Annotated in this window: 26 protein-coding genes and 1 pseudogene; 9 read left to right on the top strand and 18 right to left on the bottom strand. The window is 73.5% G+C overall.

Translation table 11 applies throughout. The features are described from left to right. Positions 1–12: 12 nt before the first annotated feature. The 9 genes from ACIGNX_RS09230 to ACIGNX_RS09190 form a co-directional block, all read right to left on the bottom strand. Entirely contained in the window at positions 13–1335 is a 1323-nt protein-coding gene (locus tag ACIGNX_RS09230) for a hypothetical protein (RefSeq protein ID WP_396537961.1), read from the bottom strand. Beyond that, complete coding sequence (locus tag ACIGNX_RS09225) at positions 1332–2126, bottom strand: ABC transporter ATP-binding protein (protein WP_396537959.1); 795 nt, start codon at positions 2124–2126, stop codon at positions 1332–1334. Before ACIGNX_RS09225 ends, ACIGNX_RS09230 begins: the two co-directional genes overlap by 4 nt. 14 nt (positions 2127–2140) lie before the next feature. Next, positions 2141–2911, bottom strand: coding sequence for a zf-HC2 domain-containing protein (locus tag ACIGNX_RS09220; protein WP_396537957.1), 771 nt, complete (start codon positions 2909–2911; stop codon positions 2141–2143). Continuing rightward, positions 2908–3429, bottom strand: coding sequence for an RNA polymerase sigma factor (locus ACIGNX_RS09215; protein ID WP_396537955.1), 522 nt, complete (start codon positions 3427–3429; stop codon positions 2908–2910). The genes ACIGNX_RS09220 and ACIGNX_RS09215 overlap by 4 nt, the downstream gene beginning before the upstream one ends. Before the next feature lie 59 nt (positions 3430–3488). Next, positions 3489–3833: an SRPBCC family protein gene (locus tag ACIGNX_RS09210; RefSeq protein ID WP_396537953.1), complete on the bottom strand. Its 345-nt coding sequence runs from the start codon at positions 3831–3833 to the stop codon at positions 3489–3491. Between the two features lie 16 nt (positions 3834–3849). Beyond that, complete coding sequence (locus ACIGNX_RS09205) at positions 3850–4425, bottom strand: Fic/DOC family protein (RefSeq protein WP_396537951.1); 576 nt, start codon at positions 4423–4425, stop codon at positions 3850–3852. Next, the gene (locus tag ACIGNX_RS09200; protein WP_396537949.1) at positions 4425–5012 is read right to left on the bottom strand and encodes a type II toxin-antitoxin system antitoxin SocA domain-containing protein; all 588 of its coding nucleotides are present in this window, start codon (positions 5010–5012) and stop codon (positions 4425–4427) included. The genes ACIGNX_RS09205 and ACIGNX_RS09200 overlap by 1 nt, the downstream gene beginning before the upstream one ends. A 34-nt stretch (positions 5013–5046) precedes the next feature. Then, a complete protein-coding gene (locus tag ACIGNX_RS09195) occupies positions 5047–6543 on the bottom strand; it encodes a collagen-binding domain-containing protein (RefSeq protein WP_396537947.1) in 1497 nt (498 codons plus the stop codon). Positions 6544–6718: 175 nt separating this feature from the next. Next, positions 6719–7255 carry an SMI1/KNR4 family protein gene (locus ACIGNX_RS09190; protein ID WP_396537945.1) on the bottom strand — a complete coding sequence of 179 codons (537 nt, stop codon included), beginning with the start codon at positions 7253–7255 and terminating at the stop codon, positions 6719–6721. Between the two features lie 158 nt (positions 7256–7413). Here ACIGNX_RS09190 and ACIGNX_RS09185 point away from each other — a divergent pair, with 158 nt between their 5' ends. The 5 genes from ACIGNX_RS09185 to ACIGNX_RS09165 all read left to right on the top strand — a co-directional run bounded on the left by ACIGNX_RS09185 (position 7414) and on the right by ACIGNX_RS09165 (position 11067). Continuing rightward, positions 7414–7737: a hypothetical protein gene (locus ACIGNX_RS09185; protein ID WP_396537943.1), complete on the top strand. Its 324-nt coding sequence runs from the start codon at positions 7414–7416 to the stop codon at positions 7735–7737. A 1-nt stretch (position 7738) separates the two neighbouring features. Continuing rightward, positions 7739–8911 (top strand): C40 family peptidase, encoded by a 1173-nt coding sequence (locus tag ACIGNX_RS09180; protein WP_396537941.1) that lies wholly within the window; start codon positions 7739–7741, stop codon positions 8909–8911. 4 nt (positions 8912–8915) lie between these two features. Further along, positions 8916–9296: a hypothetical protein gene (locus ACIGNX_RS09175; protein ID WP_396537939.1), complete on the top strand. Its 381-nt coding sequence runs from the start codon at positions 8916–8918 to the stop codon at positions 9294–9296. Continuing rightward, positions 9293–9793 carry a YbaB/EbfC family nucleoid-associated protein gene (locus ACIGNX_RS09170; RefSeq protein WP_396537938.1) on the top strand — a complete coding sequence of 167 codons (501 nt, stop codon included), beginning with the start codon at positions 9293–9295 and terminating at the stop codon, positions 9791–9793. The genes ACIGNX_RS09175 and ACIGNX_RS09170 overlap by 4 nt, the downstream gene beginning before the upstream one ends. Before the next feature lie 65 nt (positions 9794–9858). Next, on the top strand, positions 9859–11067 hold the full coding sequence (locus tag ACIGNX_RS09165; RefSeq protein ID WP_396537936.1) for a primosomal protein: 1209 nt from the start codon (positions 9859–9861) through the stop codon (positions 11065–11067). Positions 11068–11144: 77 nt separating this feature from the next. On the opposite strand, the gene ACIGNX_RS09160 is transcribed toward ACIGNX_RS09165, so the two are convergent. Next, entirely contained in the window at positions 11145–12209 is a 1065-nt protein-coding gene (locus ACIGNX_RS09160; protein WP_396537934.1) for an adenosine deaminase, read from the bottom strand. A gap of 408 nt (positions 12210–12617) precedes the next feature. Here ACIGNX_RS09160 and ACIGNX_RS09155 point away from each other — a divergent pair, with 408 nt between their 5' ends. Next, positions 12618–13826 carry a hypothetical protein gene (locus ACIGNX_RS09155; protein ID WP_396537932.1) on the top strand — a complete coding sequence of 403 codons (1209 nt, stop codon included), beginning with the start codon at positions 12618–12620 and terminating at the stop codon, positions 13824–13826. Between the two features lie 72 nt (positions 13827–13898). Here the strand turns inward: ACIGNX_RS09155 and ACIGNX_RS09150 are convergent, their stop codons facing one another. The 8 genes from ACIGNX_RS09150 to ACIGNX_RS09115 form a co-directional block, all read right to left on the bottom strand. Beyond that, complete coding sequence (locus ACIGNX_RS09150) at positions 13899–14363, bottom strand: hypothetical protein (protein WP_396537930.1); 465 nt, start codon at positions 14361–14363, stop codon at positions 13899–13901. Between the two features lie 5 nt (positions 14364–14368). Continuing rightward, positions 14369–14635: a hypothetical protein gene (locus tag ACIGNX_RS09145; protein WP_396537928.1), complete on the bottom strand. Its 267-nt coding sequence runs from the start codon at positions 14633–14635 to the stop codon at positions 14369–14371. Positions 14636–14701: 66 nt separating this feature from the next. Next, positions 14702–15976, bottom strand: coding sequence for a thymidine phosphorylase (locus ACIGNX_RS09140; protein WP_396537926.1), 1275 nt, complete (start codon positions 15974–15976; stop codon positions 14702–14704). Beyond that, positions 15973–16362, bottom strand: coding sequence for a cytidine deaminase (locus ACIGNX_RS09135; RefSeq protein ID WP_396537924.1), 390 nt, complete (start codon positions 16360–16362; stop codon positions 15973–15975). Before ACIGNX_RS09135 ends, ACIGNX_RS09140 begins: the two co-directional genes overlap by 4 nt. Next, positions 16355–17620, bottom strand: a complete 1266-nt coding sequence (locus ACIGNX_RS09130) for an ABC transporter permease (RefSeq protein WP_396537922.1) — start codon at positions 17618–17620, stop codon at positions 16355–16357. The genes ACIGNX_RS09135 and ACIGNX_RS09130 overlap by 8 nt, the downstream gene beginning before the upstream one ends. Further along, positions 17617–18687 (bottom strand): ABC transporter permease, encoded by a 1071-nt coding sequence (locus ACIGNX_RS09125; RefSeq protein WP_396537920.1) that lies wholly within the window; start codon positions 18685–18687, stop codon positions 17617–17619. The genes ACIGNX_RS09130 and ACIGNX_RS09125 overlap by 4 nt, the downstream gene beginning before the upstream one ends. Next, positions 18687–20234 carry an ABC transporter ATP-binding protein gene (locus ACIGNX_RS09120; RefSeq protein WP_396537918.1) on the bottom strand — a complete coding sequence of 516 codons (1548 nt, stop codon included), beginning with the start codon at positions 20232–20234 and terminating at the stop codon, positions 18687–18689. Before ACIGNX_RS09120 ends, ACIGNX_RS09125 begins: the two co-directional genes overlap by 1 nt. Positions 20235–20331: 97 nt before the next feature. Beyond that, complete coding sequence (locus ACIGNX_RS09115) at positions 20332–21462, bottom strand: BMP family protein (protein WP_396537916.1); 1131 nt, start codon at positions 21460–21462, stop codon at positions 20332–20334. A gap of 370 nt (positions 21463–21832) precedes the next feature. Between ACIGNX_RS09115 and ACIGNX_RS09110 the strand changes: the two genes are divergently transcribed. From ACIGNX_RS09110 to ACIGNX_RS09100, 3 genes and pseudogenes are all read left to right on the top strand, one after another. Beyond that, positions 21833–22357, top strand: coding sequence for a YbaB/EbfC family nucleoid-associated protein (locus ACIGNX_RS09110; RefSeq protein WP_396537914.1), 525 nt, complete (start codon positions 21833–21835; stop codon positions 22355–22357). A 17-nt stretch (positions 22358–22374) separates the two neighbouring features. Continuing rightward, on the top strand, positions 22375–24033 hold the full coding sequence (locus ACIGNX_RS09105; RefSeq protein WP_396537912.1) for a hypothetical protein: 1659 nt from the start codon (positions 22375–22377) through the stop codon (positions 24031–24033). Between the two features lie 24 nt (positions 24034–24057). Next, positions 24058–25495: pseudogene (locus ACIGNX_RS09100) on the top strand (hypothetical protein); the annotation flags it as partial.

Genomic DNA, 25495 nt, shown 5'->3' with positions numbered 1-25495 from the left:
CGCAGCACGGGGTCACGTGGTGCCTCCGGTGAGCGTGGTCAGGGCGTCGCCGGCGCACGCGGCCTGCACCTCGCGGGCCGACTGGACGCGCGCGGCCTGCTCCGCCTCCGGCAGCGCGCGCAGGTGCTGCCAGGCCCGGTCGGTCAGGGCGTCGATCTCCTCGCCCAACCACAGCCGGAACGACGGCAGCGGTTCGACGCGGCCGGTCAGGAAGGCCGTCATCACCGTCCGCGCGGCCACCTCCCGGCCCACCTCGCGCGGGATGCGGTCGGCGTAGCAGGTCCGCGTGCCCGCGCCGGCGACGAGGTACGCCGTCAGCTGCTCGGCCGTCGGCGGCTCCCGGCGGAAGTAGGTGAAGTCGTCCAGGTTCACCCAAACGGCGTCCGTGGGCTCCGGGCCGCGCTCCGGGTTGCCCCGCACGGCCGCGGCCACCTCCCGCACCGAGGTCGGCGGTGCCGGCAGCTTCGCCAGCAGCCGCAACGCCTCCCGGGCGGGCCCGGCCAGGGTCGCCCGCTCGTGCTCGTGCGCCCGGGTCAGGCACAGCCGCTCGGCGCACACCAGCTCCGCCGCGGCCTCGTCCCGCGTCACGGCCGACGCCGGCAGCAGCGGCACCGCGACCGCGCCGGCCACCAGCGCCGGGAGCAGCGCCGGCCACCGCCGCCGCAGCGCGGCCAGCGCGAACCCCGTCGCCGCCACCCCCGCGAACCACACCAGCTGCACCGCGTTCACCGACCACGGCACCGACGCGTAGGCGCTCACCGGCATCGGCAGCGGTGGCAGCAGCAGCGCCCAGCGCGCCTCCGGCTCCAACCCCACCGTCATCACCGCGAACCCGGCGACCGCCAGCAGCGGTGGCGTCAGCGGCGACGGCACGAGCGCGCCCAGCCCCATGCCGAGGCCGGCCGCCGCGACCAGCGCCACCGCGCCGACCAGCGCGACCGGCAGCCAGCCGAGGTGGGTGTAGTCCGTGGACGAGGCCACCTGCACCGCACCCACCGCCAGTACCACGGCGTACCCGGCGACCAGGGCCGCCGCCACCGCGCCGAACGTCCGGCCCACCCGGTGCGCCCGCGGCCTCGGCGTGGAGCCGAACAGCTCCGCCACCCCCGACCGCCGGTCCCGCAGTCCCTGCACCGCGCCGCCGCCCAGCACCAGCGGCCAGGCGAGCACCAGCATGAACCGGGTCCACTCGGCCATCGTCGTCCACTGCCGCGTCCACGCGGTGCTGTTCTTCGTCGACGGCCCCCACACCAGCAGCCCCAGCAGGACCAGCGCGGTCAGCGCGCCGAGGACCAGGGCGGTGCTGCGCCTCAGCTCGATCCGGAAGACCCTCACCAGGCACCCGCCCCACCGAGCAGGGCCGAGTAGCCGCGTTCCAGCGGGCTGTCGCCGACGTCGTCCGGACCGCCCGCGGCGGCCAGCTCGTCGGGCGTGCCCTGGAAGACCAGCCGGCCCCGGTCGAACAGGACCACGTCGGCGCACGCCGCCGCGACGTCCTCGACCAGGTGCGTGGAGATGACGACGCACGAGTCGACGCCCAGCTCCTGCACCAGTTCCCGGAACCGGACCCGCTGACCGGGGTCGAGCCCGGCGGTCGGCTCGTCCAGCAGCAGCACCTCGGGGTCGTTCACGATCGCCTGCGCGATGCCGGCCCGCCGCACCATGCCGCCGGACAGGGACTTCATCCGGGAGTCGGCCCGGTCGGCGAGCCCGACCCGTTCCACGGCCCGCTGCACCGCGCCGGGCACGTCCCGCGCGGGCATCTCCTTGAGCCACGCCACGTACTCGACGAACTCGCGGACCGTGAACCGCTTGTAGTAGCCGAAGTCCTGCGGCAGGTAGCCCAGCGACCGCCGCACGCGGCGCAGGTCCAGCCGGCCGGACACCGGCGAGCCGAGCACCTCCAACGTCCCCGACGCGGGCCGCAGCACGGTCGCCAGCGACCGGATCAGCGTGGTCTTGCCCGCGCCGTTCGGCCCGAGCAGGCCGTGCACGCCGCGGCCGAGCCGCAGGTCCACCCCGTCGACCGCCACCGTCCGGCCCGCGCGCACGCGCAGGTCCTTCGCCTCGACCTGCCAGGCGTACCCCGTCGGCGCGACCTCCGCCGCGCTCACCGCACGTGCCACCCGTCCTCCCCCCGTCACGGCCGCGCGTAGGCCGCGGACCTGAAGACCACGGCGGCGGTGCCCCCGACGAGCACCGCCGCCCAGACCGGCGCGGCGCCCGGTGCGAGCACACCGGGCACCCCGCCGACGACCACCGCCGGGCCGATCACCAGCACCGCCCAGGAGGCGGTGGTGGCGACGGCGGCCCGGCGGACCCCGATCAGGCCGCCCAGCGCGAGGGTCGCCGCCGTGACCCCCAGGCACGGCAGCAGCCAGTACGCGGGCGACGCGCCGGTCAACCGCCCGCCGAGCAGCAGGCCCGGCAGCACGACGACGAGCACCGCGAGCGTGCGGCGCAGGACGAGTTGCAGGCCGGCGCGGGCGGTGGAGGCCACCAGCTCGCGCGCCGGGTCCATCCCGCGCGACCAGGCGGCGGCGACCCCCAGGACGGGCACGATCGGCGCGACCAGCAGCACCGCCGACGACATCGCGCCGCGGGACAGCAGCCCGTCGGCCGCCACGGCCGCCAGCACGACGAACGCCGTCATGCCGAGCCACGGCAGCGGTGACGGCGTGACCCACCGCGGGAGGCGGGGTCGGCGGCGGACCGGCGTGCCGACCGGGTCGAGTCGCGCCCACACGGCCGTCGTCAACGCGGTGACCGGCGGCGGCGCCGCGTCGGCCAGCCGCAGCCGGCACGTCTCGCACGTCTCCAGGTGCGCTTCGACGGCCCACAGCAGGTCGGCGGGCAGCTCGCCGCCCGCCGCGTACCGGGCGATCGCCCCCGCGCTCGGGTGCCCGCTCATGACAGTGCCTCCCGCATCGCGATCCGGGCCCGCCGGGCGCGGGTCTTGACGGTGCCCTCGGGCACGCCGAGCAGGACCGCGGTCTCGCGCACGGTCAGCCCGTCGAGCACCATGGCCTGCAACACCTGCCGCAGCTCCGGCGCGAGGTCGCGCAGCGCGCCGCCGACGTCGTCGCCGAACGCGCCGGCCAGCGCCTCGTCCTCGGCGGCGGGCGCGGCCGCGGCCGCGGGCAGCGGCCCCGCCTGGCGCGCCCGTCCGCGGAACGCGTCCACGAGCCGCCGGGCGGCGATCGTCCACAGCCAGCCGACGGCCGTGCCGTCGACCGCCGCGCCCGCGAACGACCCGGCCGCCCGCCACACGGCCAGGTACGTCTCCTGCATCACCTCGGCGACGACCTGCTCGTCGGCGCAGCGGCGGCGCAGCCGCACGGCCAGCCACGGCGACGTGCGGCGGTAGAGCTCCTCGAAGGCCGCGCGGTCGCCGCGGGCCACCGCGCGGACCAGCTGCTCCTCGTTCACACCCGGCAAGACGGCCCGGTCGCGGAAAAGGTTCTCAGCGGGAAGTGACGTGCGTCACATCAGTACCAGGTGTCCTGGTTGCGGGCGGCGTCCACGTCGGCCTCGGAGGTGGCCCGGTGCGCCACGGCCGCGACCGCCTCCTCCAGCTCCCGCTGCACGTCACCCGGCTCGTCGGTCTCCACGGCGAGCACCACCTCGCTGCGCCCCGCGCCGTCGTCCACCACCGTCAGCACACCCCGGTAGCGGTTCTCCTCCCACGACACGCGTCGGCCCTCCCGGTCGACGCGCGGGGTCGAGTCGGCCAGGCCGGGCAGGTGCTGGGGCAGGCTCCCGGGGCGCGCCAGGAACTCGAACAACTCCCGCGCGGACATCTCGACGGGCGCCCGGTGCTCATAGCTGGTCATGGCCACGGGTACCCGGTCAGGCCGGGCTCAAGACGGTGTCGAACAGGTCGCGCAGCGGTTCGCCCGACCGGGTCAGGCTCTGCTCGCACGCGCCGATGAACGCGACGCGGTCCAGCGTGTGCACGGCGACCCGCCAGCCCGCCTCCCGCGCCAGCTGGCGGAAGAACGCCCGCTGCGCGCGGCCGTTGCCCTCGCGGAACGGGTGCACGGCGTTGACCTCGGCGAAGTAGTGCGTGAACCGGTCGAGGAACGCCTCGCGGTCCAGGTCGCGCAGGTAGCGCTCCTTCTTCAGCCCGTCGAACACGCCGGTGGCGTAGGGCTCGACCTGCTGCCAGGCCGCGAACAGGGTCGACTTGGCGATGTTGACCCGCCGCAGCTCGCCCGCCCACGGGTAGAAGTCGCCGAAGATGCGGCGGTGGAAGGCACGCAGGTGGGCCAGGTCGTACAGGCCGGGCAGGGGGGTGAGCGCCAACTGCTCGACGCGCATCGTGCTCAGCCGCGTCTCGGCGAAGTCGCACTCGATCGGGTCGGTCAGGCCCAGCTTGTTGCGCAGCACCCCGGACACCGGGTCCAGGTAGGGGTCGCGGTCCACTACCGGCGCAGCGCCTCGATCTCCCGGGCGATCGCCTCGTCGACGGTCAGCTCGCCGGCCGCGACGGCGCGCATGGTGGCCACCACGTCGTCCGGGACGGCCAGGCCCTCCAGCCGGGCGCTGCCCACGGCCTCGGCGACCGCCTCCTCGCCGCCGCTGAGCATGCGGCGGAAGTAGCGGGCCATGACCTCGTGCGAGAGGGGCGCGCTGCTCGGCTCCGACTCGGGCAGGTCGCCCCGCGCGGCCCGCCACGGCTCCTCGTCGTGCGCCATGTCGCTCAGCTCGTGCCTGCTGAAGTGCCCGTACCGCTCGACCACCGACGCCACGACCGCGCGCTCCCGCCCGGCCAGCCGGCGCGGGTCGCCCTCCTCCCAGGAACAGACCTCGGAGCGGCCCTGGTGGCGCTGGTAGACCTCGGGCACCACGGGACCTCGCCGCCACGCCTCGATCCGGGCGTCGAACAGCGGCTCGCCGTGCTCGGCCAGGTACCAGGCCTGGGCGTAGTAGAGCAGCTTCTGCAACTTCATCGGCGACTCGGGCCCGGTGGCGTCGAGCAGGGCCGCGGCCACGTCGTGGACGTCCGCCATGCCACCTCCCGCGAGTGCTCTGAGCTGCGACTACTCAGTCTACCGGAGATCGCCGGTCGGTGGGGCCGCGGCGGTTGCGCGGCCTGGCGCCGGCGAGGGCGGCCACGCCGGACAGCAGCAGGACCCCGCCGAGGACCAGCGCGCCCCGCAGCGGCGCGCCGGTGGCGGCCAACCCGTCACCCCTCGGCCGGAGACCGCTCGGCCGGAGACCGCCCGGCTGGAGACCGCTCGGCCAGAGGCCGCCCGGCCGGACACCACTCGGCCAGAGGCCGCCCGGCCAGAGATCCGCGGGGTGGGTGGTGATCCCGATGGGATGCGTGGTCGGGAGGGTGACGGGGATCGTGGTGACCGGTGCGGTGGTCGTCGGCCGGTTCGTCGGCGTGGTGGTGGTCGGGTGCGTCGCGTTCGTCGTCGTGGTGGTCGTGGTGTCGGCGGTCGTGGTCGTGGTCGGCGGGGTGTCGCAGGTGGTCAGGCTGTCGGCGAAGGGCGCGTAGTGGATCTCGCCCCCGCTGCCGCTCGTCGCGCCGCCGTGCACGAGCGACTTCACCACGACCGCGCCCTCGATGTTGGCGTCGCCGGAGTCGACCAGGGTGGCGTTGGGCGCGTAGACGGTGCCCCACACGGTGTTCGAGCCCGGCGGCAGCGTGATGGTGCCCGAGGTGGTGAAGTTCCACAGCACGTGCCGCGAGGGGCCGTTGCCCTGCCAGCTCACGTTCGGCACGGACCACGTGTAGTCGCCGGCGACGTCGACGTCGACCACCAGCCACGCCCGGTCGCCGGGTTGCAGGGCGTTGGCGACCGGGTTGACGCTGTCGAGCGCCTCGAGCTGCGCCGCGGTCAGGGTCAGCACGTTCTGGCCCGGCTGGAGGCCGATGGTGGCGACGGGGTCGGTGCCGTTCCACGGCGACTGCGCGTTCTGGTCGAGCAGCCGCGCGGTCGACGCGCACGCGGACAGGTCGGCGTTGATCCGGCGGTAGAGCGCGAACAGCGCCGGGAAGTCGAACCCGCTCGGGCCGCCGACCGACGCGGCGGGCTGCGAGGTCTGGACGGCCACGGCGGGCCGGGTGTCAGGACCGCCGCCCGCGGGCACCACGAACGTCACCCCGCCCGACGGCACGACGGTCGACCCGCTCAGGTCGCCGACCTTGGCGTAGGACTGGTTCAGCACCCTGAGCGTGCCCGTGCCGCTGCCCGCGAAGTCGACGCGACCGCCGACCACGAGGCTGGTCGGCCGGGTGTCGCCGGGCAGCGTGTAGGTGCCCGGGTTGTTCGGGCCCGCGTTGTAGGCGCGGAACCGGACGTCGCCGCCGACGCCCACGGGCCCCTCGGTCTCGTTCTCGTACAGCCCCGCGTCCCCCTCGACCAGCACGAGGAACCCGTGGCTCGGGTCGGCCACCACGTCGTCCGGCGCGACCGGCCGGACCGGGTTCACCGACGCCGCGGGCCGGGGCTGCGGGGCGGGCGCCCACCCGAGGGCGAGCACGGCGACGGCGACCGTCGCGGCGGCGGCGCCGATGCGGCTGATCTGCATGTCCGGCTCCCGTGGAGGTCGACCCTCCCAGCAGCCAAAGTCACCGGCGGCACTTCGGCGCGCCATACCCCCCGAAGTTCACCCGCGAGTGTCACCCCCGCGAGAGTCGAACGCCCGGGTCCCGAGAGTCCTGCGTTCGCGACCCCCGAGTTCAACGCCCACGACGAGCGGTTCACTAGTTCGTGAACCAGCCCAGGCGGCCGTCGGTGGTCACCAGCGGCTCGCAGTGGCCGACCCGGCCGCGGTGCTCCAGGGCCGTCGCCACCTGGTCCAGCATCTCGTCGAGGCTCGTCCACTCCGGCTTCAGCATCTCGCCCGCCTCGCGGTCCCACTCGACCACGCACCCCGACAGCACGCCCGGCCGCAGGTCCAGCGCCAGCGCGTCACCGCACCCGTCGAACGCGATCGGCAGCCACAGCGGGTGGAACCCCGCGGTCGGCGTGCCGGCCTCGGTGTCGAGTTCCGCGGGCCAGAACCGCTGCTTCAACCGCCACGACCGCAACGCGTTCGACGGCCCGAGCGGGGTGTAGAACGGCGGGAGCACCTCGGCGAACGCCAGGTCGGCGGTCCCGCCGCACACGGCCCACCACGCGCGCAGGTCGGCGGGCGGCTCGAAGCCGCCGGCGACCGCCAACTCCTCCACCGCCGCGCCGTCCTCGGGGGGAACGAACGCCGACGCGGTCAAGGGGGCGTGGTCGTCCAGCCACGCCACGATCCGTTCCCAATGGCGCAAAACTCCCACAGGCACATGATCAGGTGCGGTCCTCGCCGCCGGTACCGCTCATCGGGGCAGGATCTGGCCGAACGCCGCACAACCACCCGGTCGATGGGGCAGGATCGCCACCGCACGTGCACCAGAGGGGGACGAGGGTGGAACGGGGTTTCGGGGTCGACACCGCGGCGCTGTCGGCGTACGGCGGCACGGCGGCGGGTCTGGCGGGCGAGGTCGGCGAGGTCGGCACGTCGACGTTGGCGGGCACCACGTCGTTGGCCGCGGGCAGCTTCGGCGCGCTCGGCGACGAGGTCGGCCTCGGCGCGGAGTTCCAGCGCGCGGCACAGGCCCAAGTGGACGGTGTGGCCGCCGCCGCGGCCGCGTTGTCGGCGTTCGGCGAGGCGGTCCGGCGGACGGGCGCGGCTTACCAGGAGCAGGAGGCGCGCACGAGCGCCGACCTCGGCCGGGCGGCGCAGGTCTGACGTGGACGTCGGCGGCTTCCTGGCGGCCCTGGTCCGGCCGATGAAGGACCACCTGGCCGAGCTCGACGGCGACACCGGTGCCGCGACGGGCGCGGCGGACGCCTTCGGGCGGGCCTCCTCGGCGCTGGCGGAGCTGGACGGCAGGCACACGAGCGCGGCGAACACCGCGTTGAGCGAGTGGTACGGCGAGAAGGCGACCGCGTTCCAGACCCGCGTCGCCGCGTTCTCCGGTGGCGTGGGCACGCTGGCGCGCAACGCCGCGGCCGTGCAGGAGGCCGCCGCGACGGCGGTGACCGCCGTGAACTCGGGCAGGATCGCGATCCAGGGCCTGATCGACGAGTTCACCGGCTGGGCGACGCCGCGGTTGGCGGCGGCGGTGGCGGCCGGGGTGTTCGGCGGGATCGGCGCGGTGCTCGCGGTGGCGGCGGAGGTGACCGCGAAGGCCCGCGAGTACGAGGGCAGGACCGGCCGGGAGCTGGACCGGGTCCGCGACGAGCTGACGGCGGTCGTGGCGCGGTTGCGGGGCCTGCCGCGCGCGGACTTCACCGGGATCGGCGACCCGCTGGGCGCGGAGGGCGGCGGCACGACGTCGACCTCGTCGGCGGGTGACGTCGGCGGGTCTTCCTCCTCGTCGGGCAACGGCAACGGCGGCAGCGGCGGAGGCAGTGGCAGTGGCGGCGGTGGAGGCGGTAGCGGAGGAGGCGGCAGTGGTGGGGGTGGCGGCGGAGGCGGCGCCACCGGGCCGCGCCTGCCGGTGGCCATCCCGCCGCAGCCCGGCACCGGCGTCGGTGTGAACCTGCCCGACGGCAGCTCCGCCGAAGCGCCCAACGAGACCGCCGCGCGCGCCGTGCGCAACGCGCTGTCCGCGCTGGGCACTCCCTACGTGTGGGGTGGTGCGAACCCGCCCCAGGGCACCGACTGCAGCGGCCTGACCCAGTGGGCCTACGCCGGCGCCGGGTTCGACCTCCCGCGCCCGGCGTCGTCGCAGGCCATGGGCGCGTCCGTGCCGCCGGGCCAACTGCTGCCCGGCGACCTCGTCGTCTGGGACGGGCACGTCGCCATGGTCATCGGCAACGGGCAGATGGTCGAGGCAGGCGACCCGGTGCAGGTCAACCCCATCCGCACCGGCAACAGCGGCATGGGCTTCCTGGGTTTCTACCGACCGACGGGCTGAGGACGTGGACGAGACGCAGCGCGCGGCCCGACGGGTCGCCGACACCGGGCGGCAGGTCGCCGAGCACGTCGCCTGCACCGGACCGGTGCTCGGCCGGGCGTCGTCGCCGGACGGCGCGGTCACCGTCGTCACCGCGCCCGGCGGACCGCCGCGGGAGGTGCGCGTGTCCACCTCGGCGCTGTCGATGGGGCCCAGGGCGTTGGCGGACGAGATCCTGCGCGTGTCCGCGCGGGCCTCCCGGGACGCCGCCTCGCGCGCTCACCGGGCGGTCGCGCGGGTGACCGACCCGGCGACGGCGCGGGCGCTGGCCGAGATCGGCTTCCCACCGGGTCCGGACGACGACCCGGACACCTTCGACGGCACGTACCCGAGGGGGCCGCGGTGACGCGGGAGGAACGGCTCGCGGCGGCCGAAGGTCTGACCGAAGTCCTCGCCCGCACCACCGGCAGCGCCGAGCACCCGACCGGGCTGGCCCGCGCCACCGCGACCGCCGCGGGCGAGCTGACCGCGCTCGACCTGCACCCGAACGCGTTGGCGCGGGGACCGGAGGCCGTCGGCAGGCTGGTGGTGGAGACGGCCCGGCTCGCGGCGGACGCGGCCGTGCAGAAGAGCTACAACGAGCTGGCCAAGTCGTTGGGCGACGGCCTCGCCATGGCCGTGGAGGCGTTCGCGGGCCCGCCGCCGCCGCGCGCCGCGCCACCCGTCGCCACCACCACCCCACCGCAGGTCACGCCGCCGTCACGACCGCGGGCGGAGCCGCCACGACCCGCCGCGCCGCCGTGGGCCGGACGGGTCAGGGGCCGACCCGCGCCCCGCCCGCTGCCGGAGGAGGCGGACGACGACGACTACTTCGCCGACCCTTTCCGTGGTCAACGGCAGTAGCGGCTGATCGACCCCGTACTCTTGCCCCCGCATCGCAAAGGGGCATGGCGTGACCGGGAGGTCGGATGGCACAGGACATCGTCCCGATCGAGCTGGGGCTCACCCAGGGTGATGTGGTCACCCTGTGGGCCCCGCGCTGGCGGGAAGAGGGCGAGGAGTGGGAAGCCTTCCTCGGCCACGAGGAGGACCTGTACGCGTTCCCCGATGCCGCGCACCTGGCGGCGTTCGTGCGCACGACCGAAGAGCACGACCTGACCGACCACCCGGCGTGGCACGTGGTGCCCGCGCTGTCGGTCGGTGAGCTGTCGCCGGACGACAACCACCAGTTCGACCTGGTCGGCGTGCCGGAGCTGGTCGCCGAGGAGCCCGACACGTGGGTCATCGGCGAGCTGGCCGACGTGATCTCCATCGTGCGGTCGCTGGCGGACGTGTGCGAGCTGGAGAAGGTCCACGAGATCCTCGACTCGGCGGAGGGCTTCGCGCTGCTGCCGCAGGGCACGCTGCCGTTCACCGGCCGCGAGGGCCAGGCGCTGTGGACCGAGATCTCCCAGGTCGTCGCGGAGAAGTGGGACGAGGTGCTGGACGCGATCGACGAGGTCGTGACCACGCCGGAGGTCGACGAGACCGCGCTCAAGGTCGCGCAGGACGAGCTGGCCGAGTTCGAGGAGGCCACCGCCGCCGCGGCGGCCGTGGTCGACGTGGAGGAAGAGGACGGCGAGGAGCCCGTCAACTTCTGGGGCGAGGTCGGCATCGACCCCATCAAGATCATCAGCGGTGCGGGCGAGTACTACACGCTGCGCTGCTACCTCGACGACCACCCGGTGTTCCTCGGCCGCAAGGGCCGCATCGACGTCTTCACGTCGCCGCGCGCGTTGGCCCGGTTCATCGTGGAGGCCGACGACAACGACCTGGCCGAGGTCTCGACCTGGGGCGAGCTGGTCACCAAGGCGACCGGCGGCGACCTCGACGTCGAGGTCGACCCGGACAACGTCTACGTGCTCACCGGCCTGGACGAGGACATCGTCGACGGCCCGGACGCCATCGACCCGACGCAGCTGGACCTCGTGGTCGAGCTGCTGGAGGACGCGGGCGAGTGGGCGGGCGACGACACCGTCAAGGTGGCGCTGAACCAGTCCGAGCGGCTGGGGTGGCTGGTGTCCTACGTGCTCAAGCCGGACCCGACGCGGCTCGCGCCCAGCGCGCCGTTCGACGACGAGCAGGTGGCGTGGCGGACGCTCGTGGCGGCGTTCGAGGACCGGTTGAGGGTCCACTAGTCGGCGAAGGGGCGGGGACCACCGGGTCCCCGCCCCTCTTCCGTCACTGCCGAAGGCCCGTCACCCCCGGCGGCCCGTCACTCCTGGAACGCGGCGTACGCCGGCTCGATCACGTCCTGGATCAGGGCGCGGCGCTCCTCGTGCGAGAGGAACGCGCCCTTCGCGGCGTTGACGGTGAACTTGCGCAGGTCGTCCCAGCCGAAGCCGAAGTTCTCCACCACGGTGGCGAACTCGCCGCTCAGCGACACCATGCTCATCAGCCGGTTGTCGGTGTTCACGGTGACCCGGAAGCCCAGGTCGGCCATCCGCTTGATCGGGTGCTCGGCCAGCGACGCCACCGCGCCGGTGTGCACGTTCGACGTCGGGCACATCTCCAGCGCGATGCGCCGGTCCCGCACGTACGCGGCCAGCCGGCCGACCTCGTCGCCGTCGATGTCCTCGGTCAGCCGCACGCCGTGGCCCAGCCGCTCCGCGCCGGCGAGCTGCACGGCCTCCCACGCCGACTCCGCGCCCGCGGCCTCGGCGGCGTGGATGGTGAAGTGCGCGTTCTGCTGCCGCAGGTACTCGAACGCCGACAGCTCGCGGCTCGGCGGGAACCCGATCTCGGGGCCCGCGATGTCGAAGCCGACCACGCCCGCGTCCCGGTAGCGGACGACGAGGTCGGCGATGCGCTGCCAGCCGTCGTTCTGGCGCATCGCGCACAGCAGCGTGCCGACCCTGATGCGGCCGCCGGTCGCGGCCTCGCCCTGGCGGAAGCCCTCCTGCACCGCCTCCACGGCCTGCTCCAGCGTCAGGCCCTTGTCGGTGAACAGCTCGGGCGCGTAGCGGATCTCCGCGTACACCACGCCGTCGTCGGCGAGGTCCTGCACGGCTTCGGACGCGACCCGCACCAGCGCGGCCTCGTCCTGCATGACGCCGCACGTGTGCGCGAAGCCCTCCAGGTAGCGGACCAGCGAGCCGGAGTTGGCGTTGTCGCGGAACCACTCGGCCAGGGCCACCGGGTCGGTGGTGGGCAGCCCCTGGTGGCCGCACGCTTCGGCGAGTTCGATCACGGTCTGCGGTCGGAGGCCGCCGTCGAGGTGGTCGTGCAGGAGGACCTTCGGCGCGCGGCGAAGGTTCTCCGGGGTAAGCGGGGTCGACATGCGCGCCACCGTATACCGGTGACCCACCGTGTCGGTCCGACGAGCGATGATCATGGTTCGGTGGGATCGCCCCGTCGTCACCGCCTGTGGCGAGAACCACTCGCCCGGACGCGGCATTCGCCGCAGTGCAGCCGTTGTGCAGTCGTGATGCAGAACTTTCCGCTACCGCCACCTGGACTTTAGTCACTCGCACGGCGGATGTTCACCGGGAGCAGTCACGGGCACGCTGCCGGTTACGTTGAGGTAGGGTCGGCGATCGTCACTCCAACGGAGTACACGCAAGGTCGATCCAGGCGGTCCCCGTCGGGGGGCGCTACTGCCCGCCGCCCCAACCTGGTTAGGCTCCCGGAGGTCTCCCCTCCCCTGGACGAAGGCACCCGAGCCGTGAACGAGAACAACAACTCCACGATGTCCTTCGATCGGATGCGCAACATGCTCACGCGCGCCGCGGAGATCCGTGAGAGCGAACAGCAGCAGATCTTCGACGCACTGGACGAGATCCACGCGCGGATGTCCCCGCTCGAATCGCTGGGTTCCGTTCGCAAGCGCCTGTCCGAGCTGCCCGACCGCACCGAGGTCAGCGTGCTGGCCGAGCGGCTGGACGAGGCGCTCGCCAGGTTGGAGGCGCAGGACAACGCGGTGCAGGGCATCGGTCGGGCCGTGGAGGGCCTGGTCGACAAGCTCGCCAAGCCGTTCGCGCAGCTCGACGGTCGGCTCGACGGGGTGGCGGGCCGGTTCGAGGGCGTCGCCGGGCGGATGGACGGGTTGGAGGACAAGCTCGCCCACATCCACAAGCGGCTGGACGACCTCGACGGCCACCTGGACAAGCAGGACGGCAAGGTCGACCAGGTGCCGGGCGCGGTGACCGGGCCGCTGCGGGAGCGCATCGAGGCGCTGGAGGCGGCGCTGCGCGGTCGGCTCGACGAGGTCGACGAGGGCGTGCACGAGCACCTCGACGGCACGCGCGAGGCGTTGCAGCGCTCCGTCACGGACACGGCCAACAACCTGCACGGCAGGCTGGACGAGACCCGCGACAACCTCAACAGCACCCGCGACGGGCTGCACTCGTCGCTCAACGAGCACCGCGAGTCGCTGGCGGCGACGTTGGCCGACACGCGCAGCACGTTGACGGGCAAGCTGGACGAGGCCCGCGAGGCGCTGCACGCGGCGCTGGACGAGACCCGCGACCAGGTCGACTCGACCGACCGGCTGGAGGCGCTCGCGCAGCGGTTGGAGCAGGTCACGTCGCGGCTGGACACCATGGCCACCCGGCTCGACTCGGTGGAGGACGACTTCGCCTCGCGGCTGGGCGAGCTGTCCGGCGTGGTGGAGCAGGGCATCGCCAAGGTCGAGGGCACGCTGGCCTCGCGGCCGGACGCCGACTCGCTGGCGGGCCTCGTGCGCCGGAGCAACCAGGAGTCCGAGCTGCGCATCGGCGGCCAGCTGGACGAGGCGATGGCCACGTTCGCCGAGCTGATCCTCGGCGGCGGCTCGCCCACCCCGCCCCCGCCGCCGACCGCCCTGCCCCGGCCGCAGCGCCGCACCCGGAAGAACGGGCCCAAGCCCGGCGACAACCGGAACCTGGACGACGACGACCTGGCCGCCGAGGGCGCTTGATCGTCGGGTGACGTGAGCAGGAGGCCCGGTCCGCGCACTCGCGGACCGGGCCTCTTGTCGCAGGTCCGGACCTCAGCCCTTGCCGGCCACCCGACGGCGGGAGCCGAGGACCGCCTTCGCGCTCCGGGGCTTCCTCGTCCGGCCGTGCAGCGCCACCGGAACCCGTGTCCGGGTGCTCCTCCCGGTCGGGCGCGGCGGGACGGGCTCGTCCGCCTGCTCCACGACCGCGGCCTCGATGCGCGCCAGCCGCTCGTTGATCCGGGCGAACTCCCGGAACTCCACGAGCGGCACGCCGTTGACGGCGTTCTCGATGATCTCCCGGACCAGGGCGGTGTAGCGGATGCCCCGCGTGGCCGCCAGCGCCTTCAGCGCGTCGACGACCTCACCGGGCAGCCGCAGCGACGTGGTTCGCATCGGACGTGGGTCGACCCACTCGCCGTGCTCCATCTCCGCCGAGGTGTCGCCGGTGTCGTAGTGGGCGGCCAGCTCCTCGAGTTCGTCGACCGGCCTGGGAAGTGGCTCGTTCCGCTCTGCCATCGTCATCACCGCGCCTTCCTCTGGAAGGTCTTCTTCTCACCGGCTGTCATGTCCCGGGCGGTCACGATGAACGCCGCGCCGCCGTCGTCGACGGCGACCACGAGCAGGTACCGGCCCGCGTACGTGCGGCCGTAGATCAGCAGCGTGTCGCCCTTGCCCTCCGCCTGCCAGTACGGATGTTCGAGGATCGCCTCCCTGACCTCGTCCAGCGTCACGCGGTGCCGCGCGATGTGGTCGGCCGACCACTGGCTGTCCTTGACCTCGCGGAACACCGCCCCGAGTGTAATGCGATCGCATTGCGTCTGCACCGCCCGCACCGACCACCCAGTGCGGCCGGGTCAGCCGCGGAGGGTGTCGAGGAGCAGGGGGCGAGGTGGCGGCGGGGTGTCGCCGATCCCATAGCCGCCCGCCAGGGAGGCCAGGGCGGCGGGGATGGCGGCCGGGGTGTCGGTGCGCAGTTCCAGCAGCGGTTGGCCCCTGGTCACCTCGTCGCCCGGTTTGGCCAGGCACAGGACGCCGGCGGCGGCCTGGACCGGGTCCTCCTTGCGGGCCCGGCCCGCGCCCAGCCGCCACGCGGCCACGCCCACGGCGTAGGCGTCCAGCTCCGTGAGGTAGCCGTCCTCCTCGGCGGTGACCACGTGCTTGTGGGCGGCCTCCGGCAGCGGGGCGTCCGGGTCACCGCCCTGGGCCCTGATCATCCTCGCCCACGTCTCGTAGGCCGCGCCGGAAGCGAGCACCTCACGCGGTGACGCGGTGACGCCCGCCCGGGACAGCATCTCCTCGGCCAGGGCGACGGTCAGCTCCACGACGTCCGCCGGGCCGCCGCCGCGCAGCACCTCGACCGACTCGGCCACCTCCACCGCGTTGCCCACGGCACGGCCCAGCGGCACGGACATGTCGGTCAGCAGGGCGCTGACCCGCAGACCGTGGTCGACGCCGATCGCGACCAGGGCCTGCGCCAGCGCCCGGGCCCGCTCCGGCGACTTCATGAACGCCCCGGAGCCCACCTTCACGTCCAGCACCAGCGCCTCGGCGCCCTCGGCGATCTTCTTCGACATGATCGACGACGCGATGAGCGGGATCGACTCGACGGTCCCGGTCACGTCCCGCAGCGCGTACAGCTTCTTGTCGGCCGGCGCCAGGCCGGACGTCGCCGCGCAGACCACCGCGCCCACCGAGCGCAGCTGGGAGACCACCTCGTCCACCGACAGCTGCGCCCGCCAGCCGGGGATGGACTCCAGCTTGTCGAGCGTGCCGCCGGTGTGCCCGAGGCCGCGGCCGGAGAGCTGCGGCACGGCCGCGCCGCAGGCGGCCACCAGGGGCGCCAGCGGCAGGGTGATCTTGTCGCCGACGCCGCCGGTGGAGTGCTTGTCCACGGTGGGCCGGCCCACGTCCAGGGTCAGCCGCTCGCCGGAGTCGACCATGGCGCGGGTCCAGCGGGCGGTCTCGGACGCGTCCATGCCGTTGAGGTAGATGGCCATCGCCAGGGCCGACATCTGCTCGTCGGCCACGTCCCCGCGGGTGTAGGCGTCGACCACCCAGTCGATCTGGGCGTCGGTCAGGCGGTCGCCGTCGCGCTTGGCGCGGATGACGTCCACGGCGGTGTGGGTCACGGCAGGTCCTCCGGGCCGAACGCGTCGGGCAGCACCCGGCTCATGGGCAGGACGCCGGACGGGGTGTCGACGAGGCAGGCCGCGCCGCCCAGCTCGTAGATCACCTGGCGGCACCGGCCGCACGGCATCAGCAGCTCACCCGCGCCGCTGCGGCAGGCCAGGGCGACCAGCCTGCCGCCGCCGGTCAGCGTGAACTGGCCGGCCAGCGTGCACTCGGCGCACAGGCCCACCCCGTAGGCGGCGTTCTCGACGTTGCAGCCGACGACGACCCGGCCGTCGTCGCAGACGGCCGCCGCGCCGACCCGGAGCCCGGAGTACGGGCAGTAGGCGGACTGCGCGGCCTCGACGGCACGCGCCCGCAGCAGCTCCCAGTCGACCTCAACCACGGCGGTACACCACCCCGTCGGCCGCGGGCATGCGCAGGCGTTGCGAGGCGACCGCGAGCACGACCAGCGTCACCAGGTGCGGCGCGTAGGTGGTCAGCTCGCTGGGCACCTCGTCCACCGAGTAGTACACCGCGTACAGCAGGCCGGCGGCCACGACGCCGAACGCGGCGGCGAACCACCGGCGGCGGGCCAGCTGCCACACCACGATCACGACCAGCAGCAGCACGGCACCGTAGACCAGCGCCAGGAACGTCTTGCCGCCCGACCGCAGCTGCAACCCGTCGGCGTAGCCGAACAGGGCCGCACCGCCGAGCAGGCCGCCGGGCCGCCAGTTGCCGAAGATCATCGCGGCGAGGCCGATGAACCCGCGGCCGTTGGTCTGGCCCTCCAGGTAACCGGGCTGGCCGGGGTTCAGCACGAGCGCCGCGCCGCCGATGCCGGCCAGCGCGCCGGACGCGACCACGGCGACGTACTTGTAGAGGTAGACGTTGACGCCCAGGGACTCCGCGGCGACCGGGTTCTCGCCGCACGAGCGCAGCCGCAGGCCGAACCTGGTCCGCCACAGCAGCAGGTAGCTGCCGATCACGAGCAGGACCGCGAGCATCGTCAGGGGCGACACCCCGGTGACCAGGCCGCGCAGGATGCCGGCGACGTCGGACAGGCCGACGCGCTGCTGCGCCTCCAGCTCGCCCAGCCAGTCCGACAGGCCCGAGGCGGAGTAGGTGTCGAACTTCGGCACGGCCGGCGACTCGCGCGGGTTGTGCGAGATCGGGAAGAAGATCAGCGTGGACAGGTACTTGGTCACGCCCGCGCCGAGCAGGTTGATCGCCACGCCGGAGACGATGTGGTTGACGCCGAACGTCACGGTCGCGATGGCGTGCAGGAGGCCGCCCAGCGCGCCGAACACGGCCGCCGACACCAGCGCCGCCCACGGGCCCCACTGGTAGCCGGCCCAGGCCGCGCCCCACGTGCCCATGATCATCATGCCTTCGAGGCCGATGTTCACCACGCCCGCGCGCTCGGCCCACAGGCCGCCGAGGGCCGCCAGCAGGATCGGCAGCGCCAGCCGCACGGCGGTCTGGATGGTGCCGGTCGACGTCAGCTGCGGCACCCCGGTCAGGTACGAGGTGGTCGACAGCAGCACGACCGCGCCGGCCACGCCGAGCGCGCCGACGGCCCAGCCGGGGATGCGGCGCGCCTTGCGGGGCGGCGGCACGGTGGCCGGCGCCTCGGAGGGGTTCATCAACGAAGTGCTCATGCCGCATCCACCGTTCCGAGCTGCCGGCCGACCTGCCGCTGCTGCGCGGCCAGCTCGAACCGGCGGACCACCTCGTACGCGACGACGACCGACAGCACGATCGCCCCCTGCATGATCGTCACGATCTCCCGGGGCACGCCCACGTTGTCCAGGGCGAGGCCCGACTTGTCCAGGAACGCCCACAGCAGCGCGCCGAACGCGATGCCGCCGGGGTGGTTGCGCCCGAGCAGCGCGATCGCGATGCCGGAGAAGCCGATGCCGGCCGGGAAGTTCAGGTTGTAGGTGTGGTCGCGGCCCAGGATCTCCGGCATGGAGACCAGGCCCGCGATCGCCCCGGACAGCAGCATGGCGATCAGGACCATCTTCTTGGCGTTGACGCCACCCGCGGCGGCGGCCGTGGCCGACTCGCCGGAGGCGCGCAGCTCGAAGCCGAACCGGGTGCGGTTCATCATCACCCAGTAGCCGATGCCCAGCAGCGCGGCCAGGAACACCAGGCCGAACACCGTGCCGGACGAGCCGAGGGGGATGCCGGGCACCCAGCCGCTCTCCGGGATCTCCGGGGTGCGGATGTTGTTGCCGCGCAGCTCGCCGAACACGTCCGAGCCGATCAGGTACGCGGCCAGGCCGAGCGCCAGGCCGTTCATCATGATCGTGGAGATGACCTCGTTGACGCCCCGCGTCACCTTGAGCACCGCCGGGATCGCCGCCCACAGCGCGCCGGCGACGGCGGCGGTCAGGATGATCACCAGGGCGTGCAGGCCGGGCGGCAGGGCGATCGAGCCGCCGACCACGGCCGCGACGACCGCCGCGACCCGGTACTGGCCCTCGACGCCGATGTTGAACAGGTTCATCTGGAACCCGATCGCCACCGCCAGCGCCGCGATGTAGTAGGTGCCGGTGCTGTTGACGATGTCGACCGCGGTGGTGCCCTCGCCGACCTGCGACAGCATCACCCCGAACGCCCGAAGCGGGTTCGCGCCGGACACCACCAGCGCGATGCCGCACAGCAGGGCAGAGAACAGGATCGCCAGCACGGGCGGCAGCAGTTTGCCGCGCAGAGTTCCCATCACTCGCCTTCCGATTCCGACGCCGGGGCGTGCTCGGCGCTCGTGGCGCCGGTCATCGCGCTGCCGAGGTCTTCCGGGGTGACCGTGGCCGGGTCGGCGTCCGCCACGAGCCTGCCGCGCAGCATCACGCGGATGGTGTCGGACAGGCCGATCAGCTCGTCCAGGTCCGCCGAGATCAGCAGCACGGCCAGGCCGCGGGCGCGGGCGTCGCGGATCTCGTCCCAGATCAGCGCCTGCGCGCCGACGTCCACGCCGCGCGTCGGGTGCGACGCGATCAGCAGCACGGGGTCGCCGGACAGCTCGCGGCCCACCACGAGCTTCTGCTGGTTGCCGCCGGACAGCGCGACGGCGGCCACGTCGATGCCGGGGGTGCGCACGTCGAAGTCCTCGACGATGCGCCGGGTGTCCTGCTTCGCGCCCGGCAGGTCGAGCCACTGGCCCTTCGACACCGGGCGGCGCGTCTGGTGGCCGAGGATGCGGTTCGCCCACAGCGGCTGCGTCAGCAGCAGGCCCTGGCGGTGCCGGTCCTCGGGGATGTAGCCGATGCCCGCCTCGCGCCGGGCCAGCGTGCCGAGCCGGGTCAGGTCGCGGTCGCCGAGCAGCACGCGGCCGTGGTGGGCCCGGCGCATGCCCATGATCGTCTCGACCAGCTCGGTCTGCCCGTTGCCCTCGACGCCCGCGATGCCGACGATCTCGCCCGCGCGCACGACCAGGTCGATGCCGTCGAGCACCGGCCGGGTGCCCTCGGCGGCGACCAGGCCCAGTCCTTCGACCCGGAGGACCACGCGGTCGGTGACGGTGGACTCGCGGGTCTCCGGGCTGGGCAGCTCGCTGCCGACCATCATCTCGGCGAGCTGGCGGGAGCTGACGGCCTTCGGGTCGGCGGTGCCGACGGTGGTGCCGCGGCGGATGATCGTGACGGAGTCCGCGATCGCGCGGACCTCGTCCAGCTTGTGCGAGATGAACAGGAACGTGAAGCCCTGCTGCTGCATGCCGCGCAGGGTGGCGAACAGCTCGTCCACCTCCTGCGGCACGAGCACCGCGGTGGGCTCGTCCAGGATGATCACCTTCGCGCCCCGGTAGAGCACCTTGAGGATCTCGACCCGCTGCCGGTCGGCCACGCCGAGGCGCTCGACCAGCACACCGGGGTCGACGGTCAGGCCGGTGGCCCGGGCCAGCTCCTGGATGCGCTTGCGCGCCCGGCCGCCGATGCCGTGCAGCGACTCCGCGCCGAGCACGACGTTCTCCTGCACGGTCAGGTTGTCGGCGAGCATGAAGTGCTGGTGGACCATGCCGATGCCGGCCTTGATCGCGTCGGCCGGGGTGCGGAACCGGACCTGCTCGCCCGCCACCTCGATGGTGCCCTCGTCGGGTTGCTGCATCCCGTAGAGGATCTTCATCAGGGTGGACTTGCCCGCGCCGTTCTCACCGCACAGCGCGTGGACCTCGCCGACCTGGACGCTGAGGTGGACGTCGCTGTTGGCGACGACACCCGGGAAGCGCTTGGTGATGCCCGACAGGACGACGGCAGGGGTCGTAGTGCTCATGGAAGCTCCGTCTGATCTCCGGCTGCGCCGGGGCTCACCACGCACTGGGCCCCGCGAGGGTGCTCGCAGGGCCCAGTGCGCCGGAGGCCGGATGGGGTTACGGCGTGGCCTTGACGTCGATCTTGCCCTCGATGATCTGGGCCTTGTAGCCCTCGAGGACCGCCTTCAGGTTGTCGTCGATCTTGCCGCCGGAGGTGGCGTAGCCGACGCCGTCCACGGACAGGTCGAACACCTTGGGCAGGCTCGCCAGGTCGTTCTTGGCGACCGCGCGGACGAAGTCGTATACCGCCACGTCGACGCGCTTGAGCATCGAGGAGACGATGACGTCCTTGGACTCCTCGACCGTCTTCTGGTTGTACTGGTCGGAGTCGACGCCGATGGCCAGCGCGTTGCCCGACTTGGCGGCCGAGAACACGCCCTTGCCGGACGCGCCGGCCGCGTGGTAGAGCACGTCGGCGCCCGCCTCGACCTGGCCGGTCGCGGCCTCCTGGCCCTTGGTCGGGTCCTGGAAGCCGGTGAAGTCGCCCGCCGGGGTCAGGTACTTGCTCTCGATCTTGATGTCCGGCGCGGCGGTCTTCGCGCCCTGCAGGTAGCCGGCCTCGAACTTCTGGATCAGCGGGATCTGCACACCGCCGACGAAGCCGATGTGGCACGCCTTCGACTTGTAGGCGGCGATGACGCCGGCCAGGAAGGAGCCCTGCTCCTCGGCGAACAGCAGCGGCGTGACGTTCGTCGCGCCCTCGACCGAGCCGTCGACGAGCGCGAACTTGACGTTCGGGAACTCCGGCGCGACGACCTTCAGGGACTCGGCGTAGGCGAAACCGACACCGATGATCGGGTTGAAGCCCTCGCCCGCGAGCTGGCGGAGCCGGGTCTGCTTGGCGTCCTCGGGCTCGTTCGGCGCGGCGGTCAGCTCCTTGACCTCCTTGATGCCGAGGTCCGCCTTGGCCTTGTCCAGGCCCGCCGCGGCGGAGTCGTTGAACGACGCGTCGCCGCGACCGCCGATGTCGTAGGCCAGGCCCACCTTGAGGCTGCTGCCGTCGACCTTGTCGCCCGACGCGGCGTTGCTGGACGTCGCGGCGGCGGCCGGCGGCTTGTCCGCCAGCTTGCAGCCCTCGGCGGTGTTCGTGGACCCGGACCCGGTGTTGTTCCCACCGGTGTCCTTGGCACAGGCGGCCATCGTGAGAACGCTGGTCAGCGCGATCGCGGCCACCGCGAGGCCACGCATTCGACGACGCACGGCTCGTCTCCCTCCCTGCTCGTCTAGGAGCAGACAAATCCCGACGGCGGGCCGTCGGGGCTTCCGAGTGGCGAACCGTACCCCGTAGTAATGACGCCCGCGCACGTACCGGTCCGCACGTGACCTAATCGTTGGTGCCTTCGGGCGACTCCGCCACTCGTAGTGATCCGGCGACTTCCGGGCGTCGCAGGTGGTTACTCACCGTCAATAGGCGGATCGGGTGAGGTGGCCGGGCGGACCGCGGCGGCCGACCGGGTTCGGGTGCCCGCACCGTTGGCCCGTTGGTGCGGCGTTGGGGGCGCGTTGGCGTGCTCGGGTGCACTCCAGCCTGCACCGATATCCCCCCTAGGAGGCTGACTTGGACCCCCAGCAGTGGCTCGACAACTTCGAGGCAAAGCTGGCCGATCTCCAGCGGAAGTCGGCCGACCTCCAGGAGAACTTCGAGAACTCGCAGGCCACGGTGTCCAGCCCGGACGGCGCGGTGACGATCACCGTCGGCCCGAACGGCGGCCTGCTGAACATCCAGCTCGGGCACCGGGCCACCGAACTCGGCTCCGCCCGCCTCACCGCGCTGATCATGCAGACGGCCCGGACCGCGCAGAAGCAGGCCGCGCAGCGGGTGATGGCCGCGTTCGAGCCGCTCGGCGAGGGCACCGAGGCCATGCGGATGGTCAGCGACGCGATCCCGGACGACGACGTCGAGGACGACGAGCGCGACTACGCCGAGCCCGAGTACGCGGCGCCCGAGCCCGAGCCGGCCCGGCCTGCGCCCGCACCGGCCCAGCCGGGGTGGCAGGCCCAGGCAGCGGCTCAGCCGCCGTCGCGCCCGGCGCGCCCCTCGCGCCCGGCCGACGACGAGGACGACGACAACCAGCCCTGGTGACGAGGAGACCCTGACCGATGACCGCCCCCGAGACCCCGATCGCCTCGCCGCCCGGCATGGAGATCACCGAGGAAAACAAGTTCAAGGGCTCCCTGTTCATCTCGGCCTGGGACGAGATGATCACCTCGATCGGCAAGGACGCGGAGACCGAGACCGAGAAGGCGCTGGACATCACGTTCGCCGCGATCGGCACGGCGTCGTCCATGGCCATGCTGGCGGTCGACCCGTTCGGCACGATCCTCGGCGCGGGCATCGGCTGGCTGATCGAGCACGTGTCGTTCCTCAAGGAACCGCTCGACCAGCTGATGGGCGACCCGGACGAGATCAACGCCAACGTCGAGGCGACCAAGAAGCAGGCCGCCGAGCTGCGCGTGCTGGCCGAGGACCACCGGCGCGAGCTGGCCACGTTCGACGGGTGGACCGGCGCGTCGTCCGAGGCGTTCCAGAAGAACATGGAGACGATGGGCCAGGAGCTGGACTCGCTGGCCAACGCCGTCGAGCAGAAGGCCAAGATCGTCGCGATCTGCGGCGTGCTGGTGTCGGTGCTGCGCGACATCGTGCGCGACCTGATCGCCCAGCTGCTCGGGTCGCTGCTGGCCGGCGCGCTGATCGCCGCCGCGACCGCGGTCATCACGTTCGGCGCGTCGATCGCCGCCTACATCGGCTTCGCCGTCGGCAAGGCCGTCGCGCTCGGCACGAACATCGCGGCCCGGATCGCCCGGCTGACCGCGGCGCTGGCCCGGCAGATGTCCCGGATCAAGAACCTGGACGACATCACCGAGAAGGTCGGCAAGGGCTGGCACCGGTTCGAGAACATCGCCGACGTGGCCGAGGTCGGCTACGAGTCGTGGAAGGCGCAGAAGGGCGTCGACCGGGAGATCGACAAGGCGCTGGCCAAGGACGTGCAGGACGACAAGGTCACCGCGGCCAACGACAAGGCCGACGAGGCCAACAAGAAGTACGAGGCGGCCAAGGACGCGGAGACCAAGGCGGCCGAGGAGGCCAAGGCCGCCAACGAGGCCCTCAACACCGCCTCCGAGAAGGCCGCCGCCGCGAACGACAAGGTCGGCAAGGCCATCGACGAGGCCAACGCCGCCGCCGCGCGCGGCGACCAGGCAGGCTACGACGCCGCGATGGCGAAGTACGAGTCGGCCAAGGGCGAGGCCGAGTCGCTGCGCTCGGAGGCCGCGCGGGCGGCCGAGACCGCCGCGAAGGAGAGCCGCGACGTCGCCGACGCGGCCAAGGCCAGCAACGACGCGCTGAACGCGGCCAAGCCCGCCGACGAGGCGGCGAAGGCGGCGTACGAGGAGTACAAGCGCAACAACCCCGGGTCGAGCGACCCGGCGCGCGCGTCCGCCGAGACCGAGCTGTCGAGCAAGAACGACGCGGCGAAGGCGGCGAACGCCACCTACGAGCAGGCGAACGTCGACTACGCGGCGGCCAACGCGGCGGCGGCCGAGGCCAACGCCAAGGCGTTCGCGTCCGGCAGCGAGGCCGACATCAAGGCCGCCGAGGAGGCCTCGCGCCGGGCCGAGCAGGCCGGCACGAAGGTCGAGCAGGCGGCGAGCGACGCCAAGGCGGCGGGCAAGGCGGCCAAGTCGAGCTACGACTCGTTCCAGGCGCAGTACTCGCAGCCCGCGTCGAGCGGGACGTCCACCAGTTCCGTCCAGGTCTGATCGAAGAAGTCCGGAGAACCAGCGATGGCACGCGGTGGCGGCGGCGTCAACCCGAACCCGAACCCCAACCCCTCGGGCAACCCGTCGTCACCGCCCCCTCCCGGATCGCCGTCGTCGCCGGGTGGGCCGACCGGCAACAGCGGCTTCGGCATGAACGAGTCCTCGATGGACGCGCTCCAGCGGCGGGCGGGCGACTTCCAGTCCCGGCTGGCCGCGATCTCCAGCGGCTTGCAGGGCCTCAAGCTCGCGCCGAACGCGCTCGGTCCGATCGGGATCGTCGCGGTGCCCGCGTTGAACAGCTCGAACGACGCCTCCGTGAAGCAGGCGAACAACGCGTCGTCCGCGATGGGCAACGTCCAGTCGGGGCTCAAGGCCACGGTCCAGACGCACGTGCAGAACGACCAGTTCGCGCGCGACCAGTTCACCAAGATCGACCCGAACTCGGGCGCGCAGCGGCTGCCGGGTTCGCCGGGCAGCGGCCCGATCGGGTCGAAGGGGCCCGGTGGGCCGGCGGTCACGCCGGTCACGAACGTGCCGGGGGCGTCCGGTCCGAACGGGTCGGGTGGCACGAAGGGCGCGGGCGGGCCGTCCGTGACGCCGGTGAAGAACGTGCCGGGCGCGAGCGGTCCCAACGGCTCGGGTGGGACGAAGAGTGCCGGCGGGCCGGCGGTCGGGCCGGTCAAGAACCTGCCCGGCGCGACCGGGCCGAACGCGCCCGGCGGGGTGAAGACCCCCGGCGGGCCTGCCGTGGGGCCGGTGAAGGACCTGCCCGGCGCCACGGGGCCCAACGGCTCCGGTGGCACGAAGGGTGCCGGCGGACCGGCCGTGGGACCGGTCAAGAACCTGCCCGGCGCGACCGGGCCGAACGCGCCCGGCGGCGTGAAGACCCCCGGCGGCCCGTCCGTGTCGCCGATCAGCGGCCTGCCCGGTGCGCCCGGCACGTCCTCCCCCGGCGGCACGAAGGGTGCCGGCGGACCGGCCGTCGGACCGGTCAAGAACCTGCCCGGCGCGACCGGGACCGGCGCGCCGGGTGGGGTGAAGGCGCCCGGTGGACCGTCCGTGTCGCCGATCAGCGGCCTGCCCGGTGCGCCCGGCACGTCCTCCCCCGGCGGCACGAAGGGCACCGGGGGACCGGCCGTCGGACCGGTCAAGAACGTGCCCGGCGCGACCGGGACCGGCACGCCGGGTGGGGTGAAGGCGCCCGGTGGTGCCTCGATCCCGCCCGTGGGCGGGTTGCCCGGTGGTGCCTCGGGTGGCGTTCCCGGCGGCCCGGCCGTGAAGGGCGGGCCGACGCCGGGGGTCGGTCCGGCGACCGGCGCGACCACGCCGGGCGGGAGCACGGCGTCCCGTTCGATCACCGGAGGGCTGCCCGGCACGCCGTCGACCTCGACCCCGCCGGCGGCCGGCGCGCCGATGGCTCCCGGTGGCGGGGCGCACGGGGCGGGTGGCGGCTCGGACCGCT

Origin of the sequence: Actinosynnema sp. NPDC053489, assembly GCF_044544865.1 — a bacterium.
In the GTDB taxonomy this organism is placed as follows: Bacteria; Actinomycetota; Actinomycetes; order Mycobacteriales; family Pseudonocardiaceae; genus Actinosynnema.
This window is presented reverse-complemented; position numbering and strand designations above follow the sequence as displayed.